This window comes from Cupriavidus pampae (assembly GCF_914271485.1).
In the GTDB taxonomy this organism is placed as follows: Bacteria; Pseudomonadota; Gammaproteobacteria; order Burkholderiales; family Burkholderiaceae; genus Cupriavidus; species Cupriavidus pampae.
Map to the genome: position 1 here is coordinate 37,601 of NZ_CAJZAG010000008.1, position 13,771 is coordinate 51,371.

Here is a 13,771-nt window from a genome sequence, read left to right on the forward strand (position 1 = left end):
CCGAGATCAACCAAGACATGTGGCACAACGCACGCGCACTCAACCTCATCGCTTCCGCGCTCTACGCGCTGGTGGCGGTGATGGCGCTCGCGGCCGGCCTGTTGTGGCTGGCCCAGCGGCCGGTGTTCGCCATCACTCATGTCGATCTGTCGTCGATGGACGGCGCCACGCTGCGCCACGTGAACGGACCGAGCGTGCGCGCCAACGCGCTGGGCAAGCTGTCGGGCAATTTCTTCACGCTCGACCTCAATGCCGCGCGCCAGGTGTTCGAGTCGGTGCCATGGGTACGCCGCGCAAGCGTGCGCCGCGAATGGCCCAACGGGCTGGCCGTGGAAGTGGAAGAGCACGAGGCGCTCGGCACGTGGGGCGGCGCGGACACCGGCCGCCTGATCAATACGTATGGCGAGGTGTTCGTCGCCAATACCGCCGAGGCGGAAGAAGATGCCCAGTTGCTGGCGCTCGACGGGCCGCCGGACAGCCAGGGCGATGTGGTGGAAAAGCTGGAGGTCATGCGCGAATGGTTCAAGCCGTTGAAGGCCGAGCCGCTGGCGGTGGCGCTGTCGTCGCGCTATGCGTGGCGCGCGCGGCTGTCCAACGGCATGGTCGTCGAGCTGGGCCGCGAGCAGACCGAGGAGGACCGGGCGGCGATGGAAGCCCGGGTCAAGCGGTTCGTGACGGCGTGGCCGCAGGTGACTGAACAGTGGGGCCGGCAGATCGAGTACGCGGATCTGCGCTACCCCAACGGCTTTGCGATTCGTGCGGCCAATGTGCGCTTCCTGACCGATGCGCAGGCCGCGGCAGCGGCCAAGGCGGCGGCCACCGCGGCAACGCGCGCGGCGGCAGGTAATGGTCCCAATAACAATCCGACGCGACTCAAGAGCAAGAACGCGGAGAAAACTCGATGAGCAAGGAATACAAGGACCTTCTGGTTGGTCTGGACATCGGCACCTCGAAGGTGGCGGCGGTGGTCGCGGAATTGCGCCCCGACGGCAGCTACGAAGTGATCGGGATGGGCCAATCCGAGTCCAAGGGGCTCAAGAAGGGGGTCGTGGTCAATATCGAGGCCACCGTGCAGTCGATCCAGCGCGCGCTTGAAGAAGCCGAGCTGATGGCCGACTGCAAGATCTCGGAAGTCTTCACCGGCATCGCGGGCAGCCACATTCGCAGCTTCAATTCGAGCGGAATGGTCGCGATCAAGGACAAGGAGGTCACGCAGACCGATGTGGCGCGCGTGATCGAGACCGCCAAGGCGGTCAATATCCCGACCGATCAGCAGATCCTGCACATCCTCACGCAGGAATTCATCATCGATGGCCAGGAGGACGTGCGCGAGCCGATCGGCATGAGCGGCATCCGCCTCGAGGTGAAGGTGCATATCGTCACGGGCGCGGTCAGCGCGGCGCAGAACATCGTCAAGTGCGTGCGCCGCTGCGGCCTGGAAGTGCACGACCTGATCCTGCAGCCGCTGGCCTCGAGCCTCGCGGTGCTGACCGAGGACGAGAAGGAGCTCGGCGTGGTGCTGGTCGATATCGGCGGCGGCACAACCGATATCGCGATTTTCAGCGAAGGCGCGATCCGTCATACCGCGGTGATTCCGATCGCCGGCGACCAGATCACCAACGACATCGCCATGGCGTTGCGCACGCCGACGCCCGATGCCGAAGACATCAAGATCCAGTACGGCATCGCCAAGCAGGCGATTGCCGATCCGGACGACATGATCGAAGTGCCCGGCGTGGGCGATCGCGGCACCCGCACGCTGTCGCGCCAGGCTCTGGCCGCGGTGATCGAGCCGCGCATCGAAGAACTGTATTCGCTCGTGCATCAGGTGGTGCGCGAGTCGGGCTATGAGGAACTGCTGTCGTCGGGCGTGGTCATCACTGGCGGCACCGCGATGATGCCGGGCATGGTGGAACTGGGCGAAGACATCTTCCTGAAGCCGGTGCGCGTGGGCGTGCCCGAGTATCGCGGCAACCTGCACGAGGTGGTGAAGAGCCCGCGCTACTCGACGGTGATGGGCCTGCTGCTGGAAGGCCGCGTGCAGCGCATGCGGGGCCGCAAGGTGGCCGTGCAGAGCGGTTCGGTGAAGCAGGTGTGGACACGTATGAAGGAATGGTTCGTCGGCAATTTCTGACGAGCGGTTTTTTTTGATTTTTCTCTTTTCTGTTTTTTTGTTCAGAAACCAAGGGTTGCGGCGGGGAGGCTGCAGCGTTTGGGGACTGATTCTTCTCGGAGGCAGTGATGGACTTTGACATGATCGAATCGGAGTTGCAGGACGGCACCATCATCAAAGTGGTCGGTGTGGGTGGCGCGGGCGGTAACGCTGTGCAGCACATGATCAGCCGCGGTGTGCAGGGTGTGGAATTCATCTGCATGAATACCGACGCGCAGGCGCTGAAGCGTTCCACCGCCTCGCGGGTGCTGCAACTGGGCAACACGGGTCTGGGCGCTGGTGCCAAGCCGGAGGTTGGTCGCAACTGCGCGGATCAGGCGCGTGAGCAGATCGCCGACTCGCTGCGCGGCGCGCACATGGTCTTTATCACTGCCGGCATGGGCGGCGGTACCGGTACGGGTGCCGCGCCGATCGTGGCGCAGGTTGCCAAGGAAATGGGCATCCTGACCGTGGGCGTGGTCAGCAAGCCGTTCGAGTTCGAAGGCGCGCGCCGTGCCAAGGTCGCCGAGCATGGCTCGAGCGAGCTCGAGTCGTCGGTGGACTCGCTGATCGTTGTACTCAACGAGAAGCTGTTCGAAGTGATGGGCGACGACGCCGAGATGGACAAGTGCTTCCAGTGCGCGGATGACGTGCTGCACAACGCCGTGGCCGGCATCGCCGAGATCATCAATGTCGATGGTCTGGTGAACGTCGACTTCGAGGACGTGAAAACCGTCATGGGCGAGCAGGGCAAGGCCATGATGGGCACGGCCACCGTGTCCGGCGTGGACCGTGCGCGCCTGGCGGCCGAACAAGCCGTGGCAAGTCCGCTGCTGGAAGGCGTGGACCTGTCCGGCGCGCGTGGCGTGCTGGTGAACATCACGGCCAGCCGTTCGCTGAAGCTGTCGGAAACCAAGGAAGTCATGAACACCATCCGCAGCTATGCCGCGGAAGATGCGACCGTGATCTTCGGTACGGTGTACGACGACTCGATGAGCGATGCGCTGCGCGTGACCGTGGTGGCGACAGGCCTGGGCCGTTCGGCCAAGAAGCAACAGCCGATGACGCTGCTGCGTACGGGTACCGACAACAACCCGGTGCAGATGATGGCTGGCATGGTGGCGGCACCGAGCCATGCCTCGCCGGATTACAGCGGCCTGGATACGCCGGCGGTATGGCGTTCGTCGCGCGAATCGGCGTCGGCACACGTGGCCGCGCTGCAGGAGAAGGGCGTCGATACGTACGACATTCCCGCATTCCTGCGCAAGCAGGCGGACTGAGTTGAGTCCGGCGGTGCCGCGCAGCGGCCGCGCCAGACAGAACGCGCCGCGCCCCACGCGCGTGGCATGAGCGCTCCCCATCCGCTCGTGCCACGCGGGGCCTGACTCGTCCTGACTGTGCCGGCCGTCACGCGACGCCGTGCAGGAAAGCCTCCGTCCGCATCCCGTTGCCGGAACAGGCGTGCCAGCGGCCGCCTCCCCGGACTGTTTCTCGCCCTTCCGGTGGCGGGATGCTGCCGTCCGCCCCGAGGTCTGACCGACCCCGGGGCGGACGGCTTTTCTGAAAACGTGTTTCAATTGCGACCCGCAGTGCCCTCTTGCGTGACTGCGGCTTGGTCACGGCTGCATCCGCCCCTATGATGCAGGCAGGCTTCAACCGAAAGGACCCCCCGCATGATCGCCGTTGGTAATCGCGTGCCCGACGCCACGCTCTATGAGTTTTTCGAAGTCGAGACCGGTGGCTGCGCGCTCGGTCCCAATGCGTTCCCGGTTGCGGAGCTGGTCAAGGGCCGCAAGGTGGTGGTGTTTGGTCTGCCCGGCGCGTTCACGCCGACCTGCTCGGCCAAGCATGTGCCAGGCTACGTCGCGCTGGCCGATCAGCTGCAAGCCGCCGGCGTGGACGAGATCTGGTGCCATTCGGTCAACGACGCGTTCGTGATGGGTGCATGGGGCCGTGAGCAGCAGGCTGGCGGCAAGGTCCGTATGATGGCCGACGGTGCCGCGGAGTGGGCACGCGCGCTCGGCCTCGACCAGGATCTGAGCGGCCGTGGCCTCGGTGTGCGCGCCAAGCGCTACGCCATGGTCATCGACGACGGCGTGGTGACGCACCTCGCCATCGAAGGTCCGGGCGAATTCAAGGTCAGTAGTGCCGAAGCCGTCCTCGCGGCGTTGCGCGGCTGATACGACCCACCGCCAAATTGTGATTTACTCGCAATATATGACCGTTGCGCTAACACCCCGAAACAAAGTGGTGCAGCGCGGGATACAAGGCGGTGGTAGTATTGCGTTATTGAAAAATAACGCCAATAGCTTTAGGCAATAGTTGAGGCTGGCATGCTCAAACAGCGCACCATCAAATCTCTGGTGAAGACCGTCGGAATCGGGTTGCACTCCGGCCGCAAGGTGACCTTGTCCCTGCGTCCCGCACCCGCCGACGCCGGCATCATCTTCACCCGCGTCGATCTGCCCGAGCCGGTCGAGATTCCCGTGGCCGCCTCGGCCATCGGTGATACACGTCTGGCGTCCGTGCTGCAGAAGAACGGCGCGCGCGTCTCGACGGTCGAGCACCTGATGTCCGCCTGCGCGGGCCTCGGTATCGACAATCTCTACGTCGATGTGGATGCCGAGGAAATTCCGATCATGGACGGCAGTGCGGCGTCCTTCGTATTCCTGCTGCAGTCGGCGGGCATCGAGGAACAGTCGGCCGCCAAGCGTTTCATCCGCGTGAAGAAAGCGGTGGAAGTGCGCGAAGGCGACAAGCTCGCGCGGCTGGAGCCGTTCTTCGGTTTCAAGCTCGCGTTCACGATCGATTTTCGTCATCCCGCGGTGGACAAGACCGGTCAGACGTTCTCGATCGACTTTGCCGACACCAGCTACGTGCGCGAAATCGCGCGCGCCCGCACGTTCGGCTTTGCGCACGAAGTGGAAGCGCTGCGCGAGATGGGCCTGGCGCGTGGCGGCAGCCTCGACAACGCGATCGTGCTCGACGAGCACCGCATGCTGAACAACGAGGAACTGCGTTACGGCGACGAGTTCGTGCGCCACAAGATTCTCGATGCGATCGGCGACCTCTATGTGGTCGGCCATCCGCTGATCGGCGCCTACGTCGCGCACAAGTCCGGCCATGGTCTCAACAACCAGTTGCTGCGCGCGCTGCTGGCGGACCAGGAAGCGTACGAAATCGTGACGTTCGACAAGGTGGAGGACGCACCGGTCGCGTTCCTGCCGCAGATCCAGCCGGCCTTCGCCTGAAGGCGGTCGCGCACGAAAAAAGCTCCCGCAAGGGAGCTTTTTTTTTCGTGCCTTGTTTCGCTTTGTATCGCCCATGCGAATCGCGGCAATGCGGGCTTTTGCTAGCAATGCGATCGGTGGCGGCTGTCAAGCTGGTGCGATCACGCCCTTCAGCGCTGCCACAGGAATCGCATGTACGCCCACCTCAACGACACCACCCTCTTCTACGACATCGACGGCGCGGAGTTTGACCCCGGCCATGGCGAACTGCTGCGCAAGCCGGTGCTCGTGGTGCTCCACGGCGGGCTGGGCTTCGATCACGCCTACCTGAAGCCGGGCCTCGGCCCGCTGCGCGATCACGCGCAATTGCTCTACGTCGATCTGCGCGGGCAGGGCCGTTCAGGCCGGCCGCCGCTGGAGAGCTGCACGCTCGAGCAGATGGCCGACGATGTGGCCGCGTTGTGCGCGTCGCTTGGCCTGCCGCGCGTTCAGGTGTTCGGGCACTCGGCCGGTGGTTTCGTCGCAATGCACCTCGCGCTGCGCCATCCAACGCTGGTTGCGGGACTGATCCTGTGTGGCAGTTCACCGACCGTGCAGCCGATCATGGACGAGGAAGGCACCGAGCCCGCGCCATCGCTGGCATCGCGCGCGGGGCCGGAGACGCTCGCGGTGGCGGGCCGCGTGTTCGGCGGTGATATCACTGACGAGAGCGTGGCCGATTTCTTCCGCGAGGTTGGGCCGTTCTACGCCGCGCCCAGCCACATGCACGTACCGCCGCGGCTGACGGCGCTGAGCATCATGACGGTCGGGATGATGCGTCATTTCATGACGGCGATTGCGCCCGGTTACGATCTGCGGCCGCGCCTGGCCGAGATCGCGGCGCCGACGCTGGTGGTGGTGGGGCGGGAAGACTGGGTATGTCCGCCGCGCGCCAGCCGTGCCATCGCACGTGGCATTCCGGGGGCGAGGCTGATCGTGCTCGGCGAAGCGGGGCACTTCACGTTCTCGGAGACGCCGGCGGCGTTCCTCGATGCGGTGGTCAGCTTCCTGCCGCCGGCCGCATCAGACCCGGCGGCCTGACGACTGCATGACGGCTACTGCCTAACGGCGGCCGTGGCGGGACAGCAGCGCATCGACGGCGGCCTTCAGCGGGGAGTCGGGCAGACTGCGCGACAGTTCGTCCATGCTGGTCAGGCCGAGCGGCGTCATGTCGCGCTGGCGCTGGCGTACCACCGGCCCGGTGTCCCAGTCGCTCCGGCCGGCCTCCGGTTGAACCCTTACCCGGATTGCGGTAACCTGCGAGCCCCGCTGCTGCAGCCTGGAAAGCAACGTTGGCGCCACCTGGCGCACGCGCGCCGCGGCCGCCCCGTTGGCGGCCAATAGCAGCAAGGTGTGCTCCGTCTGCGGTCCACGGTTGTCCTGCTTGATGCCGGCGACCGAGATGCCCGTTCGCAGTCCCTGCAGGCCTTGGGGCAGCAGCGACAGAACTTCCGCTTCCAGAGACGCCAGATCCCGCGCCGTCCGCATCAGGGACGACACCGGACCGGATTTTTCCAGCCAGTCGTTGAGCGGCTTGGCGGCCTGCGTCTGGAGCGCGTGGTGTGTGAACATTCGCATGCCGTGAATTCTAGCGTGCAATCCCGCGCCCATGAGAGTGCGGGAGGTACGCGACATCCGCGCGGGCATCATGCCCGGTAGGCGGACCTTGGTCGGAAGGGGTATGTCATGCAGATCATCATGGTTCATCCGCGCGGTACACGCGTGGTGCGGTTCGAACTCACGCGGTTGCGCGCCGTGCTGGCGCTCACATTGATGTGCGCGCTGGTCGCGGCGGCAGCGTCGGGCCTGACGTGGCAGTTCGCCAGCCGTGGGGCCGGCGCCGCCGCGGTAGCGCGCGACAACGACTACCTGCGCGAGAATCTGGCGGTCATGGCCACGCGCGTGGGCGAATTGCAGGCGCGCATGGTGCGCCTCGACGCGCTCGGCGAGCGCGTCTCGGGCCTGGCGGGCATCTCGCCGCAGGACTTCGACTTCCGTCATGTACCGCCGCGTGGCGGCCCGGAACGCCATGCCAGGTCGGCGGCGGCGGAACTCACGCTGCCCGATCTCGATACCGCGCTGAAACAGCTGGGCGAGGACGCCGACCACCGGGCCGACTATTTCAACGTCATCGAAACCACGCTGCAGGACCGCCAGTTGAGCGACCGGCGCCTGCCGCGCGTGATGCCGGTGGCCACCGGCTACAACGCCTCGAGCTTCGGCGCCCGCATCGACCCGTTCTCGGGACGGCGCGTGCAGCATGACGGCGTCGACTTCGCGGCACCCGGCGGCACGCCGATCGTGGCGGCCGCGGGCGGCGTGGTGGTGGCGCAGGAATGGCACCACGAGTACGGCAACATGATCGACATCGACCATGGCAATGGCCTCAAGACGCGCTACGCGCACGTTTCGCGCTCGCTGGTCAAGGTTGGCGACCTCGTGCGTGCGGGCCAGAACATCGCCCAGGTGGGCAGCACGGGCCGTTCGACGGGCTCACACCTGCACTTCGAAGTCCATGTCAACGGCCAGGCGCGCAACCCGGCGGGTTTTCTGATGTCGGCGACGGCGCCCACGCCGACCGACCGCGCGGCCATTCGCTGAGTAATGAACCCGGCTCCCGGGGTTGCGTCAAACCGGGGTGACCAGGGCCGGGTCGCGAGTCGAGAGGGGGTGGCGCGGACGCAAGCCGCCCCACGGGCGCGTGATAAACTCGGCGTTTTGCGCCAGTTTTTTCAGCGCCAACGTTTCCAATGTCTCGCGCCGCTGATCGATACAGAGTCATACGCATCCGACTCTGTGTCCAACCAGCGCGCAGGTGAAAGCACTCGATGATCACGGGCCTTCTCAAGAAAGTCTTCGGCAGCCGCAACGAACGGCTGATCAAACAATATCGCCGCACGGTCTTGCAGATCAATGCGCTCGAGCCGAAGTTCGAAAAGCTTTCGGACGACGAGCTGCGCGGCATGACCGAGACCTTCCGCCAGCGCCACGCCGGTGGCGAAGCGCTGGAGGCATTGCTGCCCGAAGCGTTCGCGGTGTGCCGCGAGGCCAGCAAGCGCGTCATGAAGATGCGGCACTTCGACGTCCAGATGATCGGCGGCATGGTGCTCAACGACAACAAGATCGCCGAAATGCGCACCGGCGAAGGCAAGACGCTGACCGCGACGCTGGCGGTGTACCTGAACGCCATCTCGGGCAAGGGCGTGCACGTCGTGACGGTGAACGACTACCTCGCGCAGCGCGATGCCGAGTGGATGGGCCGTCTGTACAACTTCCTGGGCCTGTCGGTGGGTGTGAACCTGTCGCAGATGCCGCATGATCTGAAGCAGGCCGCCTACGCGTCGGATATCACGTACGGTACCAACAACGAGTTCGGCTTCGACTACCTGCGCGACAACATGGTCTACGACCCGTCGCAGCGCGTGCAGCGTCCGCTCAACTATGCGATCGTCGATGAGGTGGACTCGATCCTGATCGACGAGGCGCGTACGCCGCTGATCATTTCGGGCCAGGCCGAGAACCAGACCGACCTGTACCAGCGCATGAACGGCATTCCGAAGCTGCTCGAGCGCCAGATCGGCGAAGAGAAGGCGGACGGCACCGGCGTGGAGAAGCCCGGCGACTACTACGTCGACGAGAAGGGCCATCAGGTCTACCTGACCGAGGCCGGCCATGAAAAGGCCGAGCAGATCCTCGCGCAGCAAGGTTTGATCGCCGAGGGCGAATCGCTGTACGCGCCGCAGAACATCACGCTGATGCACCACCTGTACGCCGCACTGCGCGCGGCCAGCCTGTTCCATCGCGACCAGCACTACGTGGTGCAGAACGACGAAGTGATCATCGTCGACGAATTCACGGGTCGCCTGATGACGGGCCGCCGCTGGTCCGATGGCCTGCACCAGGCCGTGGAAGCGAAGGAGGGCGTGACGGTTCAGCAGGAAAATCAGACGCTGGCGACCATCACGTTCCAGAACTACTTCCGCATGTACACGAAGCTGGCCGGCATGACCGGTACGGCCGACACGGAAGCGTACGAATTCCAGGAAATCTACGGCCTCGAAGTCGTGGTGATCCCGACCAACCGCCAGGCTCAGCGCAACGATCTGCAGGATCAGATCTACAAGACGTCGAAGGAACGCTACGACGCCGTGGTGCGCGATATCCGCGACTGCTACGAGCGTGGCCAGCCGGTGCTGGTGGGCACGACCTCGATCGAGACCTCGGAGTACCTGTCCGATCTGCTGAACAAGGAAAAGCTGCCGCACCAGGTGCTCAACGCCAAGCAGCACGAGCGCGAGGCGGAGATCGTCGCGCAGGCCGGTCGTCCGAAGATGGTCACGATCGCGACCAACATGGCCGGTCGTGGTACCGACATCGTGCTCGGCGGCAACGTCGAGAAGCAGGCGGGCTTCATCGAGGCGGATGCCAGTCTGTCCGACGAAGAGAAGGCCGTGCGCATCGCGCAGCTCAAGGACGAATGGCAGTCGCTGCATGACGCCGTGAAGGCCTCCGGCGGCCTGCATATCGTCGGTACCGAGCGTCACGAGTCGCGCCGGATCGACAATCAGCTGCGTGGCCGCGCGGGCCGCCAGGGTGACCCGGGGTCGTCGCGCTTCTACCTGTCGCTCGACGATCAGCTGCTGCGTATCTTCGCGGGTGACCGTGTGCGCGCGATCATGGAACGTCTGAAGATGCCCGAGGGCGAGCCGATCGAAGCCGGCATCGTCACGCGCTCGATCGAATCGGCGCAGCGCAAGGTGGAAGGCCGCAACTTCGATATCCGCAAGCAGCTGCTGCAGTATGACGATGTGGCCAACGACCAGCGCAAGGAAATCTACAAGCTGCGCAACGACGTGCTCGAAGCGAAGGACGTTGGCGACATGGTCGGCAACCTCCGCGAGAGCGAGCTCGTGGAGATGTTCCGCGAGCACGTGCCGGCCGAGTCGATGGAAGAACAGTGGGACGTGGCGGGCCTCGAGCAGCGCCTGCGCGACGACTGGAGCCTGCCGGTGCCGCTGGCCGCGACCATCGAGGCCGCGCAGAGCATCGAGGATGAAGAACTGCTCAACATGATCATGACCGCGGCGCGCGAGCAGTACGAGGCCAAGGTGAATCAGGTGGGCCGCGAATCGTTTGCCGGCTTCGAGCGCTCGGTCATGCTGCAGAGTATCGACACGCACTGGCGCGAGCATCTGGCCGCGCTCGATCACCTGCGTCAGGGCATTCACCTGCGCGGCTATGCGCAGAAGGATCCGAAGCAGGAGTACAAGCGCGAGTCGTTCGAACTGTTCGCGCGCCTGCTGGACGTGATTCGCGCCGAAGTGACGCGCGTGATCTTCAACGTGCAGATTCAGTCGCCGGAGCAGCTCGAGCAGGCGTCCGAGCAGATCGAGGAAAACCTCGCTCACCTCGAGAACCTGCAGTTCAAGCATGACGAGTTCGCCGAAGGTGGCGAGCCCGTGGAAGACGCGTCGCTGGCGCGCCGCGGCACCGCGATGGCTGCCTCGGCCGCCATGGGCGGCGAGGTGGAGCTCGCGGGCATGCCGAAGGTCGGCCGCAACGACCCGTGCCCGTGTGGCTCGGGCAAGAAATTCAAGCAGTGCCACGGCCGTCTGAGCTGATCGCGCGCTGACCGCCGGTCGTCTCAAGTATCACGTTCATGCCCGCGCCATGCGGGCATGTTCATCAGTAGCACCAGAAAACGCATCAGAACACATTCGCAGAGGTATCGCTCATGGCCGTCAACCTTCCGCTGCCGCAGGCAGAACACCTGAAATCCGTGGCCGGCGTCGAGCTTGGCTGGGCCGAGGCGGGCATCCGCAAGGCCAACCGCAAGGACGTGCTCGTGGTCCGCGTGGCCGACGGCAGCACGGTGGCCGGCGTGTTCACGCAGAACCGTTTCTGCGCGGCGCCCGTGCAGGTGTGCCGTGAACATCTGGCCGCGGGGGCGGGCATTCGCGCGCTCGTGGTGAACACTGGCAATGCCAATGCGGGCACTGGCGAACCGGGCCTCGTGGCCGCGCGCGCCACGTGCGACGCGGTGGCGGCGCAGCTCGGCATCGCGGCCAATCAGGTGCTGCCGTTCTCGACCGGCGTCATCCTCGAGCCGTTGCCCGTGGATCGCCTGACCGCCGGCCTGCCCGCGGCCATCGCCAATGCGAAGCCCGACAACTGGCTGGCCGCCGCCGAGTCGATCATGACCACCGACACGCAGCCGAAGGCGGCCTCGCGCACGGTGCAGATCGACGGCAAGACGGTCACGCTGAGCGGCATCAGCAAGGGTGCAGGCATGATTCGCCCGAATATGGCGACGATGCTTGGGTTTATCGCGACCGACGCGGGCGTGGCGCAGCCGGTGCTGCAGCAGCTCGTGTCGCATGCGGCGGACCACTCGTTCAACAGCATCACGATCGATGGCGATACTTCGACCAACGACTCGTTCGTGCTGATCGCCACGGGCAAGTCCGGCATCACCATCGATCGGGCCGACGGCCCCGCGTTTGCCGCGCTGAAGGAAGCGGTGACCTCGCTGGCGCAGGAACTCGCGCAGATGATCGTGCGTGATGGCGAGGGCGCGACCAAGCTGATGACGATTCGCGTCGAGGGCGGCAACAGCGTGGCCGAGTGCCGCCAGATCGCCTATGCCATCGCCCATTCGCCGCTGGTGAAGACCGCGTTCTACGCATCGGACCCCAATCTTGGCCGCATCCTGGCCGCCGTTGGCTATGCCGGCGTCGACGATCTCGATGTGAACCGCGTCAACCTGTGGCTCGACGACGTCTGGGTCGCGCGCGACGGTGGCCGCAATCCCGAGTACCGCGAAGAAGACGGCCAGCGCGTGATGAAGCAGGCCGAGATCACCGTGCGCGTCGCGCTCGGCCGCGGCAATGCCGAAGCCACGGTGTGGACGTGCGACCTGTCGCACGACTACGTGTCCATCAACGCCGACTATCGTTCGTAATCCAATCAAGCTGCAGGACTCGCCCCATCATGTCTGACCTTGCCAATCGCCTTGACGCTTTTCTCGCCCGACTCGAACAATGGTTGCCGCCGCAGCTGACTGACGCGGACTGGCAGGAGGCGGTAGCGTTTCGCTGGCGCAAGCGACAGAGCCTGTTCGGCAATATCGGTTATCTGCAGGCGATCAGGCAGCTGCCGCCGATTCATCTGGACGACCTCAAGAACATCGAGCGCCAGAAAGATGCGATCGTCGCCAATACGCGCCAGTTCGTGAACCGCCTGCCGGCGAACAACGTGCTGCTGACGGGCGCGCGCGGCACCGGCAAGTCGTCGCTGATCAAGGCGTGCCTCAACGCGTTTGTGAAAGACGGACTGCGACTGGTCGAGGTAGACAAGGATGACCTGGGCGACCTCGGCGATATCGTCGAACAGCTGTCGCAGCGTCCCGAGCGTTTCGCGATCTTCTGCGACGACCTGTCGTTCGAGGATGGCGAGTCCGGCTACAAGTCGCTGAAGTCCGCGCTCGACGGCTCGGTGGCCGCGCAATCGGACAACGTGTTGATCTACGCCACGTCGAACCGCCGCCATCTGTTGCCCGAGTACATGAAGGACAACGAGACCTATCGTCATACCGACGACGGCGAGATCCATCCCGGCGAAGTGGTCGAGGAGAAGATTTCCCTGTCGGAGCGATTCGGTCTTTGGCTGTCGTTCTATCCGCCCAAGCAGGACGAGTATCTGGCCATCGTCGGCCACTGGCTGTCGCACTTCGGCTGCACCGAGGAAGACATTGCCGCCGCGCGCGGCGACGCGCTGGTGTGGGCGCTCGAGCGCGGTTCGCGTTCCGGCCGTGTCGCGTGGCAGTTCGCGCGCGACTGGGGCGGCAAGCACGGCAAGCCGTACGCATGAGCGATGCAATGAACGGCACTCAGCGTGATACCGGCCTCGACGCCAACGGACAACCGCGCAAGGTGACCGAGGTCGCGGTCGGCGTGCTGGTGCAGGCCGACGGACGCTTTTTGCTGGCTCAGCGTCCGGCTGGCAAGCCGTACGAAGGCTACTGGGAGTTTCCGGGCGGCAAGCTGGAGCCGGGCGAGTCGGTGGAGGCGGCGCTAGCGCGCGAACTGCATGAAGAGCTCGGCCTCGATGTGACACGCAGCGAGCGCTGGCATGTGCTCGAGCACGACTACCCGCACGCGTATGTGCGGCTATATTTCTGTAAGGTCACGGCATGGCGGGGGGAGCCCGTCGGTCGTGAAGGCCAGGCGTTTGCATGGCAGACGGTCCCGGTGGAAGTGGAGCCGCTGTTGCCGGCCACCATCCCGGTCGTCGCGTGGCTCTCGGAGGAAGCGCAGCAGCAATAGGGACGCGCCGGGCAGAGCGCGGGTTT

The 13,771-nt window shown here is 65.1% G+C and carries 12 protein-coding genes; 11 read left to right on the forward strand and 1 reads right to left on the reverse strand.

Annotated features, from left to right (window positions below; genetic code table 11):
* Window positions 1-17 precede the first annotated feature (17 nt).
* From LDO41_RS20180 to LDO41_RS20205, 6 genes are all read left to right on the forward strand, one after another.
* Window positions 18-905, forward strand: a complete 888-nt coding sequence (locus tag LDO41_RS20180) for a cell division protein FtsQ/DivIB (protein WP_223991498.1) — start codon at window positions 18-20, stop codon at window positions 903-905.
* Entirely contained in the window at window positions 902-2,134 is a 1,233-nt protein-coding gene (gene ftsA, locus LDO41_RS20185; RefSeq protein ID WP_223991500.1) for a cell division protein FtsA, read from the forward strand. Before LDO41_RS20180 ends, ftsA begins: the two co-directional genes overlap by 4 nt.
* Before the next feature lie 107 nt (window positions 2,135-2,241).
* Window positions 2,242-3,432: a cell division protein FtsZ gene (ftsZ, locus tag LDO41_RS20190; RefSeq protein WP_223991503.1), complete on the forward strand. Its 1,191-nt coding sequence runs from the start codon at window positions 2,242-2,244 to the stop codon at window positions 3,430-3,432.
* A gap of 393 nt (window positions 3,433-3,825) precedes the next feature.
* Window positions 3,826-4,332 carry a peroxiredoxin gene (locus LDO41_RS20195; protein WP_223991505.1) on the forward strand — a complete coding sequence of 169 codons (507 nt, stop codon included), beginning with the start codon at window positions 3,826-3,828 and terminating at the stop codon, window positions 4,330-4,332.
* A 153-nt stretch (window positions 4,333-4,485) separates the two neighbouring features.
* Window positions 4,486-5,403: a UDP-3-O-acyl-N-acetylglucosamine deacetylase gene (gene lpxC, locus LDO41_RS20200; RefSeq protein WP_223991506.1), complete on the forward strand. Its 918-nt coding sequence runs from the start codon at window positions 4,486-4,488 to the stop codon at window positions 5,401-5,403.
* A 171-nt stretch (window positions 5,404-5,574) separates the two neighbouring features.
* Window positions 5,575-6,462 carry an alpha/beta fold hydrolase gene (locus tag LDO41_RS20205; protein WP_223991507.1) on the forward strand — a complete coding sequence of 296 codons (888 nt, stop codon included), beginning with the start codon at window positions 5,575-5,577 and terminating at the stop codon, window positions 6,460-6,462.
* 21 nt (window positions 6,463-6,483) lie between these two features.
* Here LDO41_RS20205 and LDO41_RS20210 read toward each other — a convergent pair whose 3' ends face one another.
* On the reverse strand, window positions 6,484-6,999 hold the full coding sequence (locus LDO41_RS20210) for a DciA family protein (protein ID WP_223991508.1): 516 nt from the start codon (window positions 6,997-6,999) through the stop codon (window positions 6,484-6,486).
* Between the two features lie 108 nt (window positions 7,000-7,107).
* Here LDO41_RS20210 and LDO41_RS20215 point away from each other — a divergent pair, with 108 nt between their 5' ends.
* The 5 genes from LDO41_RS20215 (at window position 7,108) to LDO41_RS20235 (ending at window position 13,745) form a co-directional block, all read left to right on the forward strand.
* Complete coding sequence (locus LDO41_RS20215) at window positions 7,108-8,022, forward strand: M23 family metallopeptidase (protein WP_223991509.1); 915 nt, start codon at window positions 7,108-7,110, stop codon at window positions 8,020-8,022.
* A gap of 227 nt (window positions 8,023-8,249) precedes the next feature.
* Window positions 8,250-11,042 (forward strand): preprotein translocase subunit SecA, encoded by a 2,793-nt coding sequence (secA, locus tag LDO41_RS20220; RefSeq protein ID WP_223991510.1) that lies wholly within the window; start codon window positions 8,250-8,252, stop codon window positions 11,040-11,042.
* A 113-nt stretch (window positions 11,043-11,155) separates the two neighbouring features.
* Window positions 11,156-12,382, forward strand: coding sequence for a bifunctional glutamate N-acetyltransferase/amino-acid acetyltransferase ArgJ (gene argJ, locus LDO41_RS20225; RefSeq protein ID WP_223991511.1), 1,227 nt, complete (start codon window positions 11,156-11,158; stop codon window positions 12,380-12,382).
* 29 nt (window positions 12,383-12,411) lie between these two features.
* Entirely contained in the window at window positions 12,412-13,290 is an 879-nt protein-coding gene (locus LDO41_RS20230) for an ATP-binding protein (RefSeq protein WP_223991512.1), read from the forward strand.
* An 8-nt stretch (window positions 13,291-13,298) separates the two neighbouring features.
* Entirely contained in the window at window positions 13,299-13,745 is a 447-nt protein-coding gene (locus tag LDO41_RS20235) for an NUDIX domain-containing protein (protein ID WP_223991513.1), read from the forward strand.
* Window positions 13,746-13,771: the final 26 nt, after the last annotated feature.